General features: G+C 64.6%; 28 protein-coding genes and 2 pseudogenes. 19 read left to right on the forward strand and 11 right to left on the reverse strand.

All coding sequences use genetic code 11. The annotated features are described in order from the left end of the window. Positions 1-42: 42 nt before the first annotated feature. On the forward strand, positions 43-504 hold the full coding sequence (locus WDW90_RS09000) for a Ros/MucR family transcriptional regulator (RefSeq protein WP_336487046.1): 462 nt from the start codon (positions 43-45) through the stop codon (positions 502-504). Here the strand turns inward: WDW90_RS09000 and WDW90_RS09005 are convergent. From WDW90_RS09005 to WDW90_RS09015, 3 genes are all read right to left on the reverse strand, one after another. After that, a complete protein-coding gene (locus WDW90_RS09005; RefSeq protein ID WP_336487047.1) occupies positions 501-839 on the reverse strand; it encodes a DUF2165 family protein in 339 nt (112 codons plus the stop codon). The genes WDW90_RS09000 and WDW90_RS09005 overlap by 4 nt on opposite strands. An 839-nt stretch (positions 840-1678) precedes the next feature. Then, positions 1679-2032 (reverse strand): hypothetical protein, encoded by a 354-nt coding sequence (locus tag WDW90_RS09010; protein ID WP_336487048.1) that lies wholly within the window; start codon positions 2030-2032, stop codon positions 1679-1681. Positions 2033-2092: 60 nt separating this feature from the next. Next, positions 2093-2326, reverse strand: a complete 234-nt coding sequence (locus tag WDW90_RS09015; protein WP_336487049.1) for a hypothetical protein — start codon at positions 2324-2326, stop codon at positions 2093-2095. Positions 2327-2425: 99 nt separating this feature from the next. Here WDW90_RS09015 and WDW90_RS09020 point away from each other — a divergent pair, with 99 nt between their 5' ends. From WDW90_RS09020 to WDW90_RS09030, 3 genes are all read left to right on the forward strand, one after another. After that, a complete protein-coding gene (locus WDW90_RS09020; RefSeq protein WP_336487050.1) occupies positions 2426-2560 on the forward strand; it encodes a hypothetical protein in 135 nt (44 codons plus the stop codon). A 99-nt stretch (positions 2561-2659) separates the two neighbouring features. Next, positions 2660-2839: a hypothetical protein gene (locus WDW90_RS09025; RefSeq protein WP_336487051.1), complete on the forward strand. Its 180-nt coding sequence runs from the start codon at positions 2660-2662 to the stop codon at positions 2837-2839. Positions 2840-2848: 9 nt separating this feature from the next. After that, on the forward strand, positions 2849-3073 hold the full coding sequence (locus tag WDW90_RS09030; protein WP_336487052.1) for a hypothetical protein: 225 nt from the start codon (positions 2849-2851) through the stop codon (positions 3071-3073). Here the strand turns inward: WDW90_RS09030 and WDW90_RS09035 are convergent. Both WDW90_RS09035 and WDW90_RS09040 read right to left on the reverse strand, forming a co-directional pair. Next, on the reverse strand, positions 3070-3273 hold the full coding sequence (locus tag WDW90_RS09035) for a hypothetical protein (protein ID WP_336487053.1): 204 nt from the start codon (positions 3271-3273) through the stop codon (positions 3070-3072). The genes WDW90_RS09030 and WDW90_RS09035 overlap by 4 nt on opposite strands. Positions 3274-3567: 294 nt before the next feature. Continuing rightward, a complete protein-coding gene (locus WDW90_RS09040; protein WP_336487054.1) occupies positions 3568-3837 on the reverse strand; it encodes a hypothetical protein in 270 nt (89 codons plus the stop codon). Between the two features lie 453 nt (positions 3838-4290). Between WDW90_RS09040 and WDW90_RS09045 the strand changes: the two genes are divergently transcribed. The 4 genes from WDW90_RS09045 (at position 4291) to WDW90_RS09060 (ending at position 5548) form a co-directional block, all read left to right on the forward strand. Beyond that, the gene (locus WDW90_RS09045) at positions 4291-4500 is read left to right on the forward strand and encodes a cold-shock protein (protein ID WP_336487055.1); all 210 of its coding nucleotides are present in this window, start codon (positions 4291-4293) and stop codon (positions 4498-4500) included. A 100-nt stretch (positions 4501-4600) separates the two neighbouring features. Next, positions 4601-4963 carry a DUF6481 family protein gene (locus tag WDW90_RS09050; protein ID WP_336487056.1) on the forward strand — a complete coding sequence of 121 codons (363 nt, stop codon included), beginning with the start codon at positions 4601-4603 and terminating at the stop codon, positions 4961-4963. A 45-nt stretch (positions 4964-5008) separates the two neighbouring features. Next, positions 5009-5209 carry a hypothetical protein gene (locus WDW90_RS09055; RefSeq protein ID WP_336487057.1) on the forward strand — a complete coding sequence of 67 codons (201 nt, stop codon included), beginning with the start codon at positions 5009-5011 and terminating at the stop codon, positions 5207-5209. Positions 5210-5371: 162 nt separating this feature from the next. Continuing rightward, on the forward strand, positions 5372-5548 hold the full coding sequence (locus WDW90_RS09060) for a hypothetical protein (protein WP_336487058.1): 177 nt from the start codon (positions 5372-5374) through the stop codon (positions 5546-5548). A 213-nt stretch (positions 5549-5761) separates the two neighbouring features. On the opposite strand, the gene WDW90_RS09065 is transcribed toward WDW90_RS09060, so the two are convergent. Next, positions 5762-5980, reverse strand: a complete 219-nt coding sequence (locus WDW90_RS09065; protein ID WP_336487059.1) for a hypothetical protein — start codon at positions 5978-5980, stop codon at positions 5762-5764. A gap of 105 nt (positions 5981-6085) precedes the next feature. On the opposite strand from WDW90_RS09065, the gene WDW90_RS09070 reads away from it, so the two are divergent. From WDW90_RS09070 to WDW90_RS09100, 7 genes are all read left to right on the forward strand, one after another. Further along, positions 6086-6328: a DUF6522 family protein gene (locus WDW90_RS09070; RefSeq protein WP_336487060.1), complete on the forward strand. Its 243-nt coding sequence runs from the start codon at positions 6086-6088 to the stop codon at positions 6326-6328. 219 nt (positions 6329-6547) lie between these two features. Then, the gene (locus WDW90_RS09075) at positions 6548-6754 is read left to right on the forward strand and encodes a hypothetical protein (protein WP_336487061.1); all 207 of its coding nucleotides are present in this window, start codon (positions 6548-6550) and stop codon (positions 6752-6754) included. A gap of 259 nt (positions 6755-7013) precedes the next feature. Then, a complete protein-coding gene (locus WDW90_RS09080; RefSeq protein WP_336487062.1) occupies positions 7014-7286 on the forward strand; it encodes a hypothetical protein in 273 nt (90 codons plus the stop codon). Between the two features lie 144 nt (positions 7287-7430). After that, positions 7431-8477 carry a YihY/virulence factor BrkB family protein gene (locus tag WDW90_RS09085; RefSeq protein WP_336487063.1) on the forward strand — a complete coding sequence of 349 codons (1047 nt, stop codon included), beginning with the start codon at positions 7431-7433 and terminating at the stop codon, positions 8475-8477. Between the two features lie 49 nt (positions 8478-8526). Beyond that, positions 8527-9375: a metal-dependent phosphohydrolase gene (locus tag WDW90_RS09090; protein ID WP_336487064.1), complete on the forward strand. Its 849-nt coding sequence runs from the start codon at positions 8527-8529 to the stop codon at positions 9373-9375. Positions 9376-9521: 146 nt separating this feature from the next. After that, positions 9522-9773, forward strand: coding sequence for a hypothetical protein (locus WDW90_RS09095; RefSeq protein ID WP_336487065.1), 252 nt, complete (start codon positions 9522-9524; stop codon positions 9771-9773). Between the two features lie 140 nt (positions 9774-9913). Continuing rightward, positions 9914-11173, forward strand: a complete 1260-nt coding sequence (locus WDW90_RS09100; RefSeq protein ID WP_336487066.1) for an App1 family protein phosphatidate phosphatase — start codon at positions 9914-9916, stop codon at positions 11171-11173. Between the two features lie 360 nt (positions 11174-11533). Here WDW90_RS09100 and WDW90_RS09105 read toward each other — a convergent pair whose 3' ends face one another. After that, positions 11534-11689, reverse strand: coding sequence for a hypothetical protein (locus tag WDW90_RS09105; protein WP_336487067.1), 156 nt, complete (start codon positions 11687-11689; stop codon positions 11534-11536). A gap of 437 nt (positions 11690-12126) precedes the next feature. Here WDW90_RS09105 and WDW90_RS09110 point away from each other — a divergent pair, with 437 nt between their 5' ends. Continuing rightward, a complete protein-coding gene (locus WDW90_RS09110) occupies positions 12127-12705 on the forward strand; it encodes a phasin family protein (protein WP_336487068.1) in 579 nt (192 codons plus the stop codon). A gap of 138 nt (positions 12706-12843) precedes the next feature. Continuing rightward, positions 12844-13088: pseudogene (locus WDW90_RS09115) on the forward strand (hypothetical protein). Positions 13089-13300: 212 nt separating this feature from the next. On the opposite strand, the gene WDW90_RS09120 reads toward WDW90_RS09115, so the two are convergent. The 4 genes from WDW90_RS09120 to WDW90_RS09135 all read right to left on the reverse strand — a co-directional run bounded on the left by WDW90_RS09120 (position 13301) and on the right by WDW90_RS09135 (position 15578). Next, positions 13301-13756 (reverse strand): cupin domain-containing protein, encoded by a 456-nt coding sequence (locus tag WDW90_RS09120; protein ID WP_336487069.1) that lies wholly within the window; start codon positions 13754-13756, stop codon positions 13301-13303. Between the two features lie 246 nt (positions 13757-14002). Continuing rightward, positions 14003-14308 carry a hypothetical protein gene (locus WDW90_RS09125; protein WP_336487070.1) on the reverse strand — a complete coding sequence of 102 codons (306 nt, stop codon included), beginning with the start codon at positions 14306-14308 and terminating at the stop codon, positions 14003-14005. 150 nt (positions 14309-14458) lie between these two features. Then, positions 14459-15055, reverse strand: a complete 597-nt coding sequence (locus tag WDW90_RS09130) for a YdeI/OmpD-associated family protein (RefSeq protein WP_336487071.1) — start codon at positions 15053-15055, stop codon at positions 14459-14461. Positions 15056-15083: 28 nt separating this feature from the next. Continuing rightward, entirely contained in the window at positions 15084-15578 is a 495-nt protein-coding gene (locus WDW90_RS09135; RefSeq protein ID WP_336487072.1) for a transglycosylase SLT domain-containing protein, read from the reverse strand. A gap of 165 nt (positions 15579-15743) precedes the next feature. On the opposite strand from WDW90_RS09135, the gene WDW90_RS09140 reads away from it, so the two are divergent. Further along, positions 15744-16559 carry a glutathione S-transferase N-terminal domain-containing protein gene (locus WDW90_RS09140; RefSeq protein WP_336487073.1) on the forward strand — a complete coding sequence of 272 codons (816 nt, stop codon included), beginning with the start codon at positions 15744-15746 and terminating at the stop codon, positions 16557-16559. Positions 16560-16599: 40 nt separating this feature from the next. Continuing rightward, positions 16600-16919 (forward strand): annotated as a pseudogene (locus WDW90_RS09145) (IS5 family transposase); the annotation flags it as partial. Positions 16920-17020: the final 101 nt, after the last annotated feature.

Below are 17020 nucleotides of genomic sequence, written 5' to 3' on the forward strand. Positions count from 1 at the left end.
ATGAATTAGACCGCTGAGGCACTAAGAACTTCGGAAGAGAAAATGTCAGAACCGACTCATGCCACCGCGCCCGAATTCATCGAACTCACCGCCGATATCGTCTCGGTATATGTCTCCAACAATCCCGTTCCTGTGGCCGAGCTTCCGGCGCTCATCGGAAGCGTTCACGCGGCGCTGAATGGCCTCGCTCAGGGGACCTCTCAGGCTGCCGCTTCTGAGGAACAGACCGAGAAGGCGACGCCGTCGCAGATCCGCAAGTCGGTCACGCCCGATGCGCTGATCTCATTCATCGATGGCAAGCCCTACAAGACGCTCAAGCGCCATCTGACCGGCCACGGGCTCGATCCCTACAGCTACCGCGCGCAGTTCGGCTTGCCGGCCGACTATCCGATGGTGGCCGCCAGCTACGCCGCGCAGCGCTCGGAACTCGCCAAGTCGATCGGCCTCGGCCGGGGCGGCGCACAGGCAGAGCAGACCAGCGGCCGTGGTCGCCGGGCGGCTTAGCGATGATCTTCGTTTCTGGGCATCTGCCGACATTCGGGTGAGACGCCCAGAGACGCCCGGAGGTGCCGGAGCAGGCGAGCGGTCCCGAACCAGCACAGGACCGCCGATACAACCTCAACGGCGACGATCAGCAAGTACGCGGTCTGCTGGAGGGCCGGCGCCTCGATGGCGCGGTAGCGGATGGTGGCGCTCGGGAAGATCGTGTCCATCGCCAGGACGTGCTGCACGAACGGCAGGTTGGCCCCGTCATCCGTGATGTTGCCGAAGGCGACGAGGCTGAGGAGCAGCGCGATGGCCGCCACGACCGCTGTTTTGGAGGCGCGGCCCATGAGCATCGGATCGGGTCTCCCTACCGGATTGCGTGAGCGCGCCGCCGAGCCTCAGTCTCGAGCCGGCCCGAGCCAAGGCTCCGCCAGGGCGTAGCTCTCCCCGTTCTGACGCCAATCGTCCGCCGAGCCGCCAACCTGCTCGGTATCTGCTCCGCGCAGCCATCGCGGCCAATCCTCCCTCTCCTCGAACCGGACCGGCGGAATGTTGCGGAGACGCTGATGAGCATGAACTTGCGCTGACGCGCGTCAGGTACAGCGCACGCTTCGTTGGCAGCAGGAGCCCTGCGCTGGATGGGTGCTCGTTTCAAAAGGCCCCCGGACACGCTCTTGCGCGCTCCAAACCGCCCGCAGCGCTCAGCGCGGGCCATTGTCACGCGATCAGCGACGGAGTCCGGGCCGAACGGAGCGACGCGCCTCCAGCTACTTGTTGCCAGGATACCAAGGCTCGCCACAGGGCTTGTGAGGGTGTGATCCCGCTTCCAGCGCCCGCACCCGACCCTGCGCGATGAAGGCCCGCAGACGCGCGACATGGGTCAAGGCTTCGTGTGCCATCCGCATCGGGTGCGCCTCCTCAGGACGGCTCCCTTCCAGGCGGCGCACCTCCTCCAGCTTAGCGTCTCGCTGCTGCCGCTCGTGTTTCAGAATCGCGCCCACGCGTTTCCTCTGCGTCTTGCCTGACGAGCTACGTTCTAGCGCAGCCTGACCTGTCTCTTTCCCCATAGACGCGTGCCAGACAACGCCCATGAGATGCGCGCACATCCGGTATCCCCAGCGCGTCATCTTGGCCGTGCCGCAGGGATCTGGTCGCGCCGCTCCGCCGACGTGATCGCGACGTAGGTAGGATATTAGCGATATCGGTCGCTGCTCTGGCTCATGCGCCGAGCCACGTACTCGCCCGAGAGTGAGTGGCGGCCGAAGATGAGCCACGCGATCCCGAAGCCGATGGCTCCAGCGATGAGGAAGCCGCTCAGGGTTGTGCTGTCGAGATCGCCAACAGCGCGGCTTCCCTGCCGATAGTAGCGCTGGCCCCGGTCGGATACGTCACCCCACATCTCAGAGGCGCGATCAGCCGTACTGCGCATCGCGCTCTGCGCCTGATCCGCGAAGCTGCCACCTTTCGCATCTCGGCTGTCATCTCCGGCCTGGGTTCCGGAGGAAGGCTGCCAGCGGGCGCCTGTCTGATTATCAGCCATGTCCATCCTCCTGTGTTCGACGACTTCACTCTTTTGAGCGGGAAACGATGAGCACGCTCCTTGGCGTTAGAGCCGCGGTGGTGATGCACGGCGGCGCATGAGGTACCAGATCACCGCGATCACGACGGCAGCAACGATCAGCAGCCACAGCCAGTTCATGGTGCTGAAGGTGGACGGAGCGGGCGCGGTTGGTGCGGGCTGAGCCGGGGTCGGAGCCGTGGGCGCTGTTGTCTCCTGCGCGAGGGCTTGGTTGACCGCGATCAACCACAAGAACGCGATGGCCTGGGCGGCATTCAGCATTGCTAACTCCCGCTTTCAGGAAACGAGTTGCCGAGACAGCGCGTTCCGGACGTGCGCTTTCAGCAACCGGGACTGATCGCAAGCGGGCTGTGACGAGCCATGGTCGCTTTGCCGGAGGACACCCCGCTCGATGTCGTCGATCACCTCATCGCCGAAGCGGAGGAGCAGCGCATCGAGCAAATCGCGCTCATCGAGCACCGGACCCGATACCTGAACCGGAACATGTCGGCGTGAACGATTCTCGGTCTCGGCGATTAGCATGAGTTAACGGCGCTCTCCCGGTGCGCTTCCCTTTAACCCAGCGCTGATCAGGCGCCTGCGTCTCCCCGGATCATGATCAAGAGCGATCCTCATCTGCACAGCTATGGCTCGGCTTTCGATGCGGTGCTGCACGGCGTAGCGCAGGGCCTCGGCAGCTTGTTCCCGCCGGTCGCGCAGCCGCGTCCGGCAGAGCCTGATGAGGAACAATCTCGTGATGCCGATGATGCCGCGGCTGACCCGGCCCAGGAGTAGCCTTCCCGCATGCAGCCGCACCTCGTGCAGGACCACATCGCCTCCATGACCACCGCCTGCATCAATCAACTTCGGCAGTTGGCCAACGAGGGACTGCGCTACCGCCTTGTGATCCAGCCGAGCGCCACCGACACGGTCGAGGTGCACGTGCAGAACCTCACGCCGGATATCGACGAGCGTATCAGGCGTTGCCTCGGCCTGACCGGCATGCAGATCGAGATGGTCCCGAGCTAAACTCCCGGCTCGGCTTCCTTGGGATCGACCTGGGCGGCCGGTTGCTGAGCCCCCCTGCTCCAGCTTCGGCGCGGCTGACCGGAGGGTGCTCTCTCCGGCTTCTCGACGGCACCTGTTCGCTCGGCAATCCGCTTGGCCCGTGCGTTGAAGTCGCTCATCGAGATTGAGCGCGCATTGCCGGTTCTGTTGTCGTGGGCCACCTGAGCCTCCGTGTTGCCCAAGAGCGCAGACTGCACCAACTCGGGATTGGGTTCTGATCCGCCTCGAGCGGCTGATTGGGTGTGCGGGTGGCTGGCGTAAGCTCCTGCTCCCGTGCCTCACGGGTGCCGGCTTCCGTGCCGTGGGTACGGTAGCCGGGCCCGCCCACCACCTCCGGCAGCAGCGTCACGATCTCGTAGATGCGGCCGGCATTGCGCGCAGTCGCTGGGATGCGAAGGCGCATGCATTGACCGAGCCGAAACCGGTGCGCCATGCAAACAGCCTCCAGCCTTTGATCACGAGTGGCTGTGATGGTCTCGCGAGACCTTCATGTCTGGCGCGGGAGAGCGGGTCATGCTGCGGATCACCCGTGCCGGGCGGCCCGACTTCTGCGCGATGGCCTCATCCTGCACAGCTATGATCTCGCGGGCTGGCGCATCCCCGTCCAGCCCGCCGAGCACCTCGGAAGGAACTCGCCGGTTCGAAGCCTGCGAGCCATCCTCATAGACGACGTCGAACAGCACGAAGCCGCGCTCCAGCGGCTTGGACTTGATACGCTTGGCCATGGTTCTCAGGAATTTGGAGCGGCCGGATGGCCGATCTGGAAACACCAACGGCCACCGATGCCAGGCGGAGTGCGCGTACATCCGGCGTCACCCCATCCCGGCACCGTGGCCGTCTCCGATCCGGCAACGCTACGCGTTCCGACCGGCATGGGAAAGATATGGCGCTCAGCCCACCTAACGGCAATACACAGGTGCGAAATCCGCCCGAAGCGGGCTCGGAAGAGCCCCCTTACGCGTTGTTTTTCCAGGCAATCTTCGGTGGCAGCCTGCTTATGCTTGTGAAACGCGCTTCAGTGGCGTAGGAACTCCACATCGATCTTTGGCCAGATTTCCGGCCGCATCGCCCTTTAGAGGGCACGCGCTCTGCATCTCCCACATTTCGACGACCAACGGCTGAGCGCATGCGGACATGCGCTTGGCCTTCTATCGCCTACAAAGATACGGGACGACCCCATGAGCATTGGAACCGTGAAGTGGTTCAACGAGACCAAGGGCTTCGGCTTCATCCAGCCTGATGACGGTAGCAAGGACGTGTTCGTCCACATCTCGGCCGTCGAGCGCTCGGGCATGCGCACCCTCGTCGAGGGGCAGAAGATCTCCTACGAGATGGAGACCGACCGGCGCTCGGGTAAGCAATCGGCCGGCAACCTGAAGGCCGCGTGAGCCTCTTTTCCCCAATGACAAGCTTCGAAGCCGTTCCAATTGGAACGGCTTCTTCTATTTCTGCTGCTGGCATTGGGCCGCAGTGTCGTAAGGATTTTACGTGGGCCAATTCAAAGCCAACCAACTCGTTGACCGCCTCGAAGCTGCCGCGAAGGCACGGCAAGCCGCATTAGCCCGCTTCAGGGCTCGCCCGGCTGCCGACGACCCGGCCGTGCTCGCACGGCAATCTGCGCGCCGCGCCATCATCCAGGCACGCGAGGTGCGGGCCGAGGAGCGCGAGACGGCCCGTCTCGCCGCCGAAGCGCAACGGGAGGCTGAAGCTCTGGCTGAGTTGGAGCGACAGGCGGCTGAGCTTGCCCGTCAGGCTGCCGAGAAGGCCGAGCGGCAAGCTGCCTTGGCGGCTGAGCAGAAAGCGGCACGCGATGCCCGCTTCGCGGCCCGCAAGGCCAGAGCGCGCCGGTAAGCCGCGCACGCCTCACGGAGTGCCCGTGCCAGAGGAGTAAGGCAGATGTCTCACAAGTTCAAAGTCGGGCAGCACGTACGGCAATTCAGGAACGGCTACGCGGACGCTCAGAGTGGTTTTGGCGCTATCTTTGAGGTGGTCCGGTTGATGCCGGAGGATGCCACGGGTGAGCCGTTCTACCGCATCAGGTCTGCTTCGGGTGGTGAGCGTGCTGTGCGCGAAGGCGAGATCACCCTCGCCTCATAAAACGGCTTCCTCGTCGAGGTGCCGGCATGCCATCGGCACCCGTCCCGGATATGAGGTACCCTCGACCAAGTCGGTCGCGCTTGGTCCAACCCGTACGTCCCGGTTCGCTCGCCTAATGGCGAGCCTGTTTCGTGTTGTCCCAGACCACTTGAAGGTCAGCCCATGCGGTACCGCGGCTTACATCTGTGCGGCCTCGGCGTGCTCGGCGGCCTCGTTGGCGTCGTGGTCTACAGCTTCGTAGCCCCGCTCGTGAGCGGCTTGGCCGTGAACCAGTACCTCCTCGCATTCAGCGCCGGAGGCGCCACGGTCAGGGGCGCCTTGTCCTTCAGTGGTCGATAGGCACGCCGCTGCCCCTGGCGCATGCGGCAGGCTCCTTCGGGGCGCGCTCGGCTAAGATATGCTCCGCCTGGGCAGCATCGCCGCGCTCAGCAAGCTGCGCAATCAGCGCCACCTGCTCGCTCCGACGCCGCTCGGTGTCGGATACCGGCCGGGGCAGGGTCTCAACTGCGTCGGGCACGAACGCTGCCTGTGGTGCGTGGTCGCTACTCGTTGTCACGGCGCTGTCTGCATGGCCAGAAGATACGAGCGACGGCAGCGCAAGGCGGCTAGGATATCTTCGATCTCCGTCAGCACACGCTCGGCCGCGGCGGTATCCTGGGCCTGCTGCATCAGGTGCTCGATCAGCGCGACTTGCTCGACACGGTGCTCCTCAGCCTCACCGATGAGGTGATCGACGATGTCGAGGGAGGTGTCTTCCGGCAAATCGACCACGACGCGTTAGCCTCCCCGGTTTCCTAACGCTACCATGATCGTGACAGCAGCGCGGCTCCAGCGACAATCGGGCAGCGCGACTGCCGCTCGATGAAGGGAGATCCGATGCGCTTGCAGTTCGATCAGCACGGCAACATGCTCGTCGATCCGCGCGAGCTTGCCACGAAGCTCGGCACCGATGCAGCCCGCTTGCGGCATCTGAAGAGGCTCGGCCTCGTTAGCAGTCGGATCGAGCCGGGGAGCGGCAAGGACAAAGGCAGATCGCGTGTCACGGTTCGAACCGAAACTGCCGCCTGGGAGGCCATCTTCGACGAGGCTGGCGCCTTGATCCTGGAGCGTAAGCTCTGATTCCAGACGAGAGCGTCGCGCGAGATGGAGACCGGTTTCAGCCACTGTCTTGGTGGGTCGGATGTCAATCCGCGTTAGCGGCCATCCCGCCAGTCGCGTCACCGGGTCCGATTCTTATTCACGTGTGTGAGCGACGAGCCTGCGACAAGCGGCTACAGGCTCCTGACTAGCAGGCGTATGAGGGTGGTCGCGCCGTTCCAAGTCGCTGAAGCTCTGCTCATGGGCAAGCTGGTGCTGCTCCTGGCAGAGACGCGCTATCCCAGGAACGCCCAGGGCCGGGTACTCCTAATGGAAGCGCTGTCCGACCTTAAAGCGGAGGCTCTTGCAGCGGATCGATCCGCTGATACCTTGGCAGCGATCAGGGCTACAAAGATGATGGTGCAGATCCCGGATCGCCTATCCGCCCGGCCGCTGAGTGGCCGCTGACCAAACTCGGCTCGGCCTGTACACCGCTGCGCGAACCGGCATTGGCCATCGCGGCGCTTGCTCGGAGCAGCCGAGTGATTGGTGCCGCTCAGAATCAGGTCACAGCAACGGCCTTGCGTCGGCTGTCATAGGCCAGCAGCACACCGTCCCGAACGCCCGTTTTCAGGCGCGAGCGGAGCCGGATCGCGGACCCTGGCGTTCTCAAGCACAATGTCCAGCAAAGCTCGGCCGACAGAGCCGGACCGGGAGGCCGCCACAGATGAGAGGCGATGACCGCTACGCACGTCTGATCCCGACGGTCAGGGCCGTGCTCGACACAATGGCGCACGCCATCCGGGCGGAAGAGTGCTCGGCAAGCGACATGGCACGGCTCGCCCATGACGTTATCGGTCAGTCGAAGGAGGCGGCCGAGGCGTTTGCGGAGGCGAGCCGGCAGCACGCGGTGAAAGCGCTCGCGGCTCGCGGCCGGCGCGCGGCTCTCCTGGCGCAGTACGGGCTCGCTGCTCTGGACGCGGACGAGAACCGCGCCTGAGACGCCGGGTCCGCTCATGTGGTTAGGCTGATTGCCGCGCCTGTTGCCCGAATGCTGCCGGCCCAGCCTCGCCAGCAGAGATCTCTCGTCCCCATCTGCTGCCCGTCCTAAGCTTGCCTCCTACGGCGCGGAATGGGTCTCCTCATGAGCGAGAACGAACCCGAAGGCGAGGATTGGCGCAGCGTCAGCACGCGTGCACACGATCACACTTCCCTCGCTCTCGCCCGGCAGCGAGCCGAAGAGCCCAGGCGCGGCCGGACGGCCTCTCATCCCGCCCAGATCCCGGCGCGGGGCTGGAAGGACATCCTCTGGCGCGTGCTGCTCGCGCTGCCGCAGGATCGCGTGCTGGCCACGGGGGGCAGCGTGGCCTTCTTTGCCCTGCTCGCCGTCTTTCCCGGCTTGGCGACGGTCGTGTCTCTCTATGGGCTCTACTCGGATCCGAGCGTGATCAGTCAGCACGCGAGCTTGTTGTCCGGCATCCTTCCCGCAGGCGTCCTGGACCTGCTCGTCGATCAGATGACGCATGTGGCCCAGAAGAGCACGGGCACGCTCAGCACAGCCTCAGCCCTCAGCCTACTGATTGCATTCTGGAGCACGAACTCTGGCGTGAGTGCCCTGTTCGACGCGCTCAACGTGATCTTCAAGGAACGGGAGAAGCGCTCGCTGCTGCTGTTCTACGCCACGACCTTCCTATTCACGCTCGGCTTGGTCATTTTCACCTTGACCGCCATCAGCTTGGTCGTGGTGCTGCCGGTCATCCTGAGCCAAGTCGGCCTCGGAGCCTTCGCTGACACGCTCATCCGCATCGCGCGGTGGCCGGTGCTCCTGGTTGTGGTGGGGATCGGCCTCGCCCTTATCTACCGCTACGGTCCGAGCCGACGCGAGGCCAAGTGGCGCTGGGTCACTTGGGGAGCGGTGTCGGCCGCCTTCCTTTGGGTCGCGGCCTCCGCCATGTTCTCCTGGTATGTGGCGAGCTTCGACAGCTACAACCGAACTTATGGCTCCCTGGGAGCCGGCATCGGCTTCATGACCTGGATCTGGCTGTCTATCGTGATCGTGTTGCTGGGCGCGGAACTCGATGCCGAGATGGAGCGCCAGACCGCACGCGACAGCACGGACGGGCCGTCGAAGCCGCTCGGCGAGCGCGCAGCGTTCGCGGCCGACACCGTTGGTCCGGCTAGCCCCGGTTAGGCTGGGGCCGGGAGTTCACCTCGACGTCCTGCACTGACGGAGCCAAAGCATGCTCGACGCGACCAAGCTCCTGGCCAATGCCCTCGGTGAGCATCTCGCGCTCTCCTACCGGCGCACCTTTGGCAGTCGCGAGCCGCGCTTTGCCGAGATCATTGAGGAAGCCGGTCGTCTCATCATCGAGCGGATCGTCGGCAGCGACGCCCTCTACCACGACGCCTATCACACAGCGCTCGTGACCCTCGTGGCACAGGACGTCCTACGGGGCCGCTTCATCAGCCAGGGCATCACTCCCGAGGACTGGCTGCACGCCATCCTGGCCGCGCTCTACCACGACATCGGCTATGTCCGTGGCGTCTGCTCAGGCGATAGCGCTAACCGCTTCGTCATCGACGAGAACGGGGCCACGACGGGTTTGCCGCGCGGCGCCTCGGATGCGGCGCTCACGCTCTATCATGTCGAGCGCTCGAAGATCGTCGTGCAGGAGCGGTTCGGCACGCACGACATCGTCGATGCCGCCCGCGTCGCACGCGCCATCGAACTCACCCGCTTTCCTGTGCCGGACGACTGCGATCATGCTGAAACAGGCACCGAGGCCGGCCTGATGCGAGCCGCGGACCTGATCGGGCAGCTTGGCGATCCGCTCTACCCGCGCAAGCTCAACGCGCTGTTCCACGAGTTTGCCGAGGTCGGCCTCAACAGGCAGCTTGGCTATGAGACTCCTGCCGATCTGGCTGAGCGCTACCCGACCTTCTTCTGGTCGAAGGTCGAGCCAGTCATCGGCGAGGCCGTCCGCTTTCTTGACCTGACGGTTGAGGGCCGGCGCTGGGTCGCACACCTCTACGCGCACATCTTCGCCATCGAGCACGACTGCCGCCGCATGGGGCCGCATCCTGGCTGACGGTCGGCTCGGATCGTGTCGTTCCGGTAGTCGGTGAGCGGCCACTCAGCCGAGATTCTTGCGGCCAAGTTCGAGAGCATGGGGCATGATTGGCCCGAGTGTCAGGATACGCTCTCTGCTTTTGACGATACGCCGAAGCCGCCGAGTTGCAGCGTCGCTATGAACTGCCCACGGCCGGCACCGAACCGCGGGTGTATGTGCGGCTGACCTCCAACTGGATCGAGTTGACGGTGCGGTTCCTCACGCGCACCCACGGCGTACGTGAACTGAAGAGCGCGATCAGCCGCGACATCCTGACGGAATTCGCGCGGGCCAACATCATGATCGCCACGGCAACCTTCGAGTTGGTCGGCAGCCCCATGATCCGCGTTGACGTCGAAGGTCGGAATCCATCCTGACGGACATCTCGCCGCATGGCACTCAAACCGAGGCTCAACTCGCGAGGAGCGTTGCGCGAACTCTGCATTCCGTGCTGCCTAAGCGCGGATGATGTGCCTAGACCGGACACGTCATCGTCCGGAGGAGCGAGCGATAGGGGATGAGCACGGCAGGCACCGGCCGAAGGTGGCGACGTGCTGCAACGCGCGGCTTGCGCCTGCTCACGCGACCGGTTCGCAGAGCACAAGGGGCTGGCGATCTCGTCCTTGAACCCTATCGCGGCTACGGATCTGAAGCGGAGATCTTCCTCATCGGCCGCGTGTTTCGGCAGTCGCGGCCGGATCACGATGATGGCCGGAGCAGCCTGCGCGTCCTGCTTCGCGACGTGCGGCGTCGCATCACGCGACGAGCGCTTGCCAATGCCCCGATCCTGGCTCGTTTCGGCGGCTCCGAGACGCGCACGACAACCGACCGGGACGGCTACTTTCGCATCCACCTGCGGCCCTGCTCAATCCCGTCGAGCGATGATGGCTGGCATCCGGTGGACCTGACCCTGGAGGTGAAACCGCCGGTCCAGGCACGGGGGGAAGTCTTTGTCCCGTCTCGGCGCTGCCGCTTCGTGGTGATCAGCGACATCGACGACACCGTCATGCGGACCGGCGTGGCCAACAAGCTCAAGATGCTCTGGCGGCTCTTCGTCGCCGAGGCCGAGAGCCGCGTCGCCTTCCCAGGTGCCGCAACGTTCTACAGGGCGCTGCATGCGGGCGCAGCCGGCAATGAAACCAACCCGATGCTCTACGTATCGCGGGCGCCCTGGGGCACCTACGACATGATCTCCGAGTTCTTCCGGCTGCACCGCATCCCGATTGGCCCGGTACTGTTCCTGCGCGAATGGGGCGTGACGTGGCGTCACCCGCTGCCGCGTCGAGCGAAGGAGCACAAGCATGAGTTGATCGAGCACATGCTGGCGCTCTACCGCGATCTGCCCTTCGTGCTGATCGGCGACAGCGGCCAGCACGACCCGGAGATCTCTGCCGAGATTGTCGCCAAGCACCCTGGTCGCGTACTCGCCGTCTACATCCGCAATGTCTCGCGCGACGCGACACGCATCTCCGAGATTGAGCGGCTCGCGGTTGCTGTCACAGCTGCTGGGAGCAGCTTGGTGCTTGCTGCGGACAGCATCGCGATGGCCGAGCACGCGGTCGGCCTTGGCCTCATCGCTCCCGCGGCAGTTGCAGATGTTGCAGCCGAGAGGATGGCGACAGACCGCGCCGAGACTGAGACAGAGGTCCACCGCACGGTCGTCGTATCGCCAGATGCGGGCGTTGGAAACGAGCTAAGGGAAATCCTTGAACGCAGATCGGACGAAGGAGCGAACGTTGTCGTTGAGAAAGATGGCGGCGCTCCACGCACCTTCTGATTGATCCGCCTGGGCATGCATTCTTATTCGCCACAAGGCAGCGGCTCGGCCGTCGTGGAACCCAGTCTCGGTCTCGCTGGCCTGCTCTGAGCCCGTTCGGGCACCTCGCAGTCCGACGCTCGCCGACACCTTCTCCCCCTTCACAATCAATGCTCCCCACCCCCACTCCATCCTCTCGGGAATCGGGGGCACGATCATGCCGGCCTGACTGTCTGCCGCGACCGTGGGCGGGAACTGTCGGGGTGGACCGTGGCGGGGACGTTCAAGAGGACGTGGGGAGGACGGTTGGCTGCGCCGGCATCGGCTCAGCCGGGCTGCGTTCCACGCGCATTCTCGTGCGGGAGCCGTTTTTCTCACGCCTCAGCTAATACGGGCAGCCGCGCGGACACCTGAGGGGACGCGGGACGCTGTGATGTCATGGTCGATTGACCCGAGGGCACGCCGCTCGATGCGGTCAATCACCTCATCGCTGAAGCCGAGGAGCGTCGGATCGAGCAAGTCGCGCTCCTTGAGCACCTGATCCTCCCTGACGTTCACAGGCCATCGCGTCCATACTCTCTCCTTGCGAGCGCACTTGAAGACCGGGCTGCCCCGGCACCACGGCTGGTGTTGGAGAATGCGTCTGGCAGCGACGCAGTCACGCCAGCCCAGGCAAACAGCCTGAGACGATCGACGGCTTATGGCCGATCTGCATCAGGCTCTGTTCAGCCGTGACAGAGGCAGGAGATTGTGCAACGCACACAAAGCCTTAGCGCGCGAACAGTTTAATCATCTCTCATGTAACGAAAGAATACAAAATCATTCTTGCTCGCCGTCTTGAAGCCAACGCCTAAATCATGCTTCAACTGTCGCAGCGCAGCGAATCGTCCTTTGCTTCGTTGGCTACAGTAGCTGTAGATGGATTGATTATAGTCCTCCAGCGAATGAAATACTCTGAATCAGAGGAGATCCAGATGGCAGGTGCTCAAACCAATCCCAAGGGCGACCACGACGAAAGGGTAACGAACATCGCCAGCGCCGCGAGATCCAACACCAGCAAGGCTGCGGAGCAAGGCCAGCAGTTGCTGGAGGCAGGCAGCGACGGCATCTACCGGATTATCGATCTTCAGGAGCGCACGACAGAGAACGCGAGACAGGTTCTACAGTCCGGCATCGAGACAGCCTCCCACCAAATTCGCCAGCTCTCCGGTCGATTCGTGCACGTTCTCGGCTTCTCGAACGAGGACACCGAACGCCTCGCGTCGCAATCGAAGCAGAACCTGGAGGCTGTCTCGCGCGGCGGCACGGTTCTGACGCAAGCCTTCCAAGACGCCTCGCGCCGCTGGTTCGACCTCAGTCAGAAGCAGTGGCAGCGCAACCTCGACGGCCTGAACCGGCTCGCCCGCGCCAAGTCAGTTCAGGAGTTCGCTGCCATCCAGAGCGAGTTGATCCGCGAGGGGCTGCAACATGTCGTGAGTGACAGCCGTGCCATCGCCGAGCGGTCCCTCCGGGCCGTGGATGAGGCCGGCAAGGCGCTCACGAACACGGCGTAGCGGCGGCGGCAGGTCAGCACGAAGGCTGATCGGAAATTGCATCACCTTGCGCCAACGATGCCGTCACAGGGGCGGTCTGTACGGCCGCCCCTTCTCGTTCTTGCAAAGGCGCGATGACGCCGCGCTCATGAGGCTTGCGTGTACGATCCGCTTTCGGTCCCTCTTCTCGCGCTGGAGGTACAGCGGGTGATCGAGCTTCGCTTGGTGAAACTGGCCTGGGGCGGGCGCGAGACGCAGACGGAGGCGCCGCGGATGATGAGCGCGAAGATCGGCGCCGCATCGAGACGGCGGGAACGCTGATGCTCGGCGGCACATGCGACACGGTGGTCGCCCGGTACAGGGCGCATGTGGCGGCAAACACTGAGCGGCTCACTGCGAATTAGGTGGCCGTAAGAGCGTTGATCGCCTCGTCGGATGCGTGTCGATGCGACCGACACGGGCAACCAACTTGTCACGGACGCCTTCCAGTCGATCCTCGGTCGCGCCCCGGCTGCTTCCGAGTTCGCCTTCTTCCAGGGCCCCCCCGCTCAGGTCCTGTCGCTCGTCGCCGGCTCGCCCGAGGCTGCCCAAGCCGGCATAACCCAAGCGCCTATGATCACTGCGACTTGCTGGGGTCGTCGGCAGGATTCACGTAGGTGATCGCGAAGGGGCCCTGTCCATGGACTTGGACCACCGTCTCGCTCGTCGTCCAAGCGAAATGGTTCATCCCGGCCGGAGCTTCCGCGTATCCGCCTGCGGTCAATTCCTGGCCTGCCGCGGGATCAAGCTTGTCGCCCATACCGAGATGGAAGTTGCCTGAGAGCACGGTCACGTTCTCGGCAGTCGGGTGGTGATGAGCGGCAATCCTGTAGCCGGACGGCATCTTGAGGCGGACGACATAGAGCCCGTCGCTTGAGGGGTTGCCCGACATCACCGCAAGCTGCGCGCCTTTGGGGAACACGGGCGGCGCGGGTCCCCACTGCACCTGATCGGTCGGGATGAGGATCCCGTCCGCGAAGGCAGCAGCCGTCACCGCCAGGAAGGCGCAGACACTCAAGCTCATCTTCAGCATGGCAGCGCTCCTGAACTCAAGGTGCCGACATCTTACCAGGATCCGGTCCGCGAATCCGCGCGCTGCGCTGGCCATCCTTCGACCGTGCAGTTGACGACCTTGGGCATGAACTTGCAGCGCGCGCAGTCCAGGAATCGCACGGCTCCGGTCGACGTGGTCAGTGGGTCTCAAGGCGTTACGGCATCGGCCCAGCGCAGGCGCTACGCGACCGTCCGCGTTTTCTCCAGGCGTTGAACCGCCGCCATCTCAATGGCCACCACAGGCTGAATTGATGTGGCCCTGCCACCACGCGTGATGAGCGTGGATGTCGCGTGCACCTTCTCGGTAGGTCGAGCCGAGAGGCAGACGCGCGCACTCGCAGGTCTGATGCGGCATGATCGTGAGGTCATTCAGGAGAGCCATGCTGAGCGCATCGAGGGCGGCCAGCATGCTCTTCGTGTTGGCGCCCGCAACCTCTTCCACGCCGGGATAGCCGACGAGCGCACGATAGGCGCGCTCGATCTCGCCCACATCGCCGCTGGCGATCATGTCCGGAATGTCTTTGATGTGCATGGCCATGCCTCCATGCCCGCCGCACGCAACCTCGTCGAGATCAGGATCTGCCATCTCAGGCCGCGCCAAGATATTGTTGCGAGAGTACAGCAGGCGTTCTGGGCCGCAATGGCAAGCCTTTCGGTCGGCTCAGAAGCGTTCGGAGGCGGTCTAGCGTGGGTGGATCATCTCACCGCGCTCCAGCATCGCGATGAATCTCTCGATGCGCCGGGCTCGCGCTTCCGGAGTTCTTGCATCCTGGATGCGGTACAGGATCGCGTACCGGTTCGCCCGATCCAGCACCATGAAGAAGCGGGCCGCCTCGGCGCTCGCGTCGAGAGCAGCCTGGAGATCAGCGGGAATGGCTGCGGTGCTCTGCGGAGCGTAAGCGGCCTCCCACCGGCCGTCCGCCTTTGCCGCCTCGACCGCACCGAGCCCAGCCGGGTGCATCCGGCCCCGCTCGATCAGGGCGGCGGCCGTCGTGCGGTTCACCTCCGACCACTTGCTGTTACGCTTGCGCGGGGTGAAGCGAACCAACCAGAACTCGTCATCGAACCGGCCCAACTGGCCGTCGATCCAGCCGTGACAGAGCGCTCCTTCGATGGCGTCCTGTCGCGACACGCTGGCGGTGGTGGCCCCCTTCTTTGCCAGTTTGAGCCATACGCCCTGGGAGGTTGCCGCCTGCTGAGACAGCCACGTCTCCCACTCTGAGGCGCTGGCGAAGCCCAGAATGGGCAGGCCGGACTTCAGGTCGGCAGATTGATCCACAGGGCTCCTCCGACGATAAATCCGCGCCTCAGAACCAGGGCATGGTGGCCTGCGCGACCTTCTGCTCTGGCTGGCTATGCGAAGGCGCGGCGGGCGGGACTGTGCTGCCAGTACGGACGGCAATGCCTTGCCGCTTCGTCACGTCGTAGAAGCCGCGGGTATAGAGCGAGACGGCTCGGCGCTGATCGCCGCCTGCGGCCCGGTAGGCCGCGGCAAGATAGGGTACGGCGTAGCTCAGGTTGGTGTTCGCATCGAGCAAGCCGGAGGCCGATCCGCTGTAGCCCATCGTGCGCGCCGTGCCGTGCTTGATCTGCATCAGGCCGTAATTGCCCCGGTGCTGCGCGCGGGCATTGTAGCGGCTCTCGCGCTGGACGACGCGGTGCACCAATGCCTCCGGCACGCCGTTCGCCTGCGCGTGCTTCGCGATCAGCGCGTCGAGCGTGCCGTCTGAGGCGCCCGATGCGACAGCAGGCAGCGACAGCGCGCCGAGGGCGCAGGTGACGAGGGTGAGCCGGAACAGCATGAGCACTCCTGATCGGGTCGGAAGCGCCAAGCCTCGCGGCGGAATGTGGTGATGTCGTGCCCTACGGCCAAGCTGGAGGGCTAAAGGGCGGATGCGTACCTGCTCTCGACGCCTCGGACCGGCATTCTGCTAAAGTTCGCAGGCCAAACTCGACGCGGCCTGACAATGACGCAGCCTCAGCCGCTACCTCGCCTGATTGCGTTCGCGCCGTCGCATTTCTGCGAACGAGCGCGCTGGGCGCTGGATTATGTCGGGGTGGCCTATCGCGAGGAGCGCTGGGCGCCAGGGCCACACAAATTTCTCGCCAAGCGACTCGGTCTAAGCTCCAGCACGACGCCGATCCTCGATCTGGGCAATGGGCAGGTGATCCAGGGCAGCGACAAAATCCTGACCTGGACGGGGTTGCGCGGCGGCGACGCCGACGTCGAACAGCGCTTCGAGACGTGCATCGGCCCGCTCGCCCGCCAATTCTTCTACGCTGCCGTGCTCGGCAACCCGCGATCCGGTGTCCGGAGCGTCCTGTTTGACGGCGTGTCCACCACCCAGACCTTTGCTGCCATCCTGCTCTGGCCCCGGACACGCCGTAGGATGATGCAGTTGATGAATGCGCGGGCCGATCTGCTGCCGGTTCTCACCGAGCGGCTTGAAGCGGAACTCGCGTGGTTCGAAGGCGTGCTCGGCGAGCGCGGCAAACACCTCGTGGGTCACACGTTCGGCCGTGCGGACCTCACCGCCGCCAGCCTGTGGGCGCCGTTGGCGCTGCCGCCAACCCACCCTGTCGTCGCTCTGTACGCGAAGGTCGTGTTTCCCACTGCCGAGCAGACGACCATCTCAGGCTGGAGGAATAGGCCGAGCATTGCGTGGGTGCGGGACATCTACGCCGATCATCGTCGCTCATGCCAAGCTGCGGGCGCAGGACGAGGCGTTTGGGATGGCCGGCCCACCTTTAGGTCGCGAACCCATGACGGCTGGCACGGATGAACCGCGGCGTCGTTAGCCCTCGGGACACGGAGGGTTCTGGATGGCGCGGCTTGACCTGACGGATGCGGAGTGGGCGGTGATCGAGCCGATTCTGCCGACGGACGTGCGTGGCAAGGATCGGGTGGACGACCGGCGGGTATTGAACGGGATCTTCTGGCGGCTGCGCACGGGCGCACCCTGGGCCGACATCCCGGCCCGCTACGGCCCGCGCACGACCTGCGGCAACCGCTTCCGGCGTGGCGCAAGCGCGGGATCTGGGATCGGCTTCTGGAGGCTGTGTCAAAGGTTTACGAGGGTGACCTGCAGATGATCGACGCCACCAGCGTGCGGGTGCACCAGCATGCCGCCTGCGCCCAAAAAAACTAGGACGGCAAAGTCGGCTGTTGGGCTTGCCGTTCGAGCGCCCTGAGGTAGGCATCGGGATCACGGCGGAAGCGGGTTCGTGCGGTGCGGGCCTGCCG

Source organism: Methylobacterium nigriterrae (assembly GCF_037106235.1).
In the GTDB taxonomy this organism is placed as follows: Bacteria; Pseudomonadota; Alphaproteobacteria; order Rhizobiales; family Beijerinckiaceae; genus Methylobacterium; species Methylobacterium nigriterrae.

What these genes read in the sequence shown, in the direction of transcription:
- WDW90_RS09135 (WP_336487072.1), bottom strand. Translation starts at nt 15,578, where the DNA reads ATGCTGTTCCGGCTCACCCTCGTCACCTGCGCCCTCGGCGCGCTGTCG.
- WDW90_RS09100 (WP_336487066.1), top strand. Translation starts at nt 9,914, where the DNA reads ATGAGCACGGCAGGCACCGGCCGAAGGTGGCGACGTGCTGCAACGCGC.
- WDW90_RS09090 (WP_336487064.1), top strand. Translation starts at nt 8,527, where the DNA reads ATGCTCGACGCGACCAAGCTCCTGGCCAATGCCCTCGGTGAGCATCTC.
- WDW90_RS09085 (WP_336487063.1), top strand. Translation starts at nt 7,431, where the DNA reads ATGAGCGAGAACGAACCCGAAGGCGAGGATTGGCGCAGCGTCAGCACG.
- WDW90_RS09120 (WP_336487069.1), bottom strand. Translation starts at nt 13,756, where the DNA reads ATGCTGAAGATGAGCTTGAGTGTCTGCGCCTTCCTGGCGGTGACGGCT.
- WDW90_RS09040 (WP_336487054.1), bottom strand. Translation starts at nt 3,837, where the DNA reads ATGGCCAAGCGTATCAAGTCCAAGCCGCTGGAGCGCGGCTTCGTGCTG.
- WDW90_RS09000 (WP_336487046.1), top strand. Translation starts at nt 43, where the DNA reads ATGTCAGAACCGACTCATGCCACCGCGCCCGAATTCATCGAACTCACC.
- WDW90_RS09055 (WP_336487057.1), top strand. Translation starts at nt 5,009, where the DNA reads ATGTCTCACAAGTTCAAAGTCGGGCAGCACGTACGGCAATTCAGGAAC.
- WDW90_RS09005 (WP_336487047.1), bottom strand. Translation starts at nt 839, where the DNA reads ATGCTCATGGGCCGCGCCTCCAAAACAGCGGTCGTGGCGGCCATCGCG.
- WDW90_RS09030 (WP_336487052.1), top strand. Translation starts at nt 2,849, where the DNA reads ATGCAGCCGCACCTCGTGCAGGACCACATCGCCTCCATGACCACCGCC.
- WDW90_RS09060 (WP_336487058.1), top strand. Translation starts at nt 5,372, where the DNA reads ATGCGGTACCGCGGCTTACATCTGTGCGGCCTCGGCGTGCTCGGCGGC.
- WDW90_RS09110 (WP_336487068.1), top strand. Translation starts at nt 12,127, where the DNA reads ATGGCAGGTGCTCAAACCAATCCCAAGGGCGACCACGACGAAAGGGTA.
- WDW90_RS09010 (WP_336487048.1), bottom strand. Translation starts at nt 2,032, where the DNA reads ATGGACATGGCTGATAATCAGACAGGCGCCCGCTGGCAGCCTTCCTCC.
- WDW90_RS09125 (WP_336487070.1), bottom strand. Translation starts at nt 14,308, where the DNA reads ATGCACATCAAAGACATTCCGGACATGATCGCCAGCGGCGATGTGGGC.
- WDW90_RS09070 (WP_336487060.1), top strand. Translation starts at nt 6,086, where the DNA reads ATGCGCTTGCAGTTCGATCAGCACGGCAACATGCTCGTCGATCCGCGC.
- WDW90_RS09140 (WP_336487073.1), top strand. Translation starts at nt 15,744, where the DNA reads ATGACGCAGCCTCAGCCGCTACCTCGCCTGATTGCGTTCGCGCCGTCG.
- WDW90_RS09045 (WP_336487055.1), top strand. Translation starts at nt 4,291, where the DNA reads ATGAGCATTGGAACCGTGAAGTGGTTCAACGAGACCAAGGGCTTCGGC.
- WDW90_RS09075 (WP_336487061.1), top strand. Translation starts at nt 6,548, where the DNA reads ATGGGCAAGCTGGTGCTGCTCCTGGCAGAGACGCGCTATCCCAGGAAC.
- WDW90_RS09015 (WP_336487049.1), bottom strand. Translation starts at nt 2,326, where the DNA reads ATGCTGAATGCCGCCCAGGCCATCGCGTTCTTGTGGTTGATCGCGGTC.
- WDW90_RS09020 (WP_336487050.1), top strand. Translation starts at nt 2,426, where the DNA reads ATGGTCGCTTTGCCGGAGGACACCCCGCTCGATGTCGTCGATCACCTC.
- WDW90_RS09080 (WP_336487062.1), top strand. Translation starts at nt 7,014, where the DNA reads ATGAGAGGCGATGACCGCTACGCACGTCTGATCCCGACGGTCAGGGCC.
- WDW90_RS09025 (WP_336487051.1), top strand. Translation starts at nt 2,660, where the DNA reads ATGATCAAGAGCGATCCTCATCTGCACAGCTATGGCTCGGCTTTCGAT.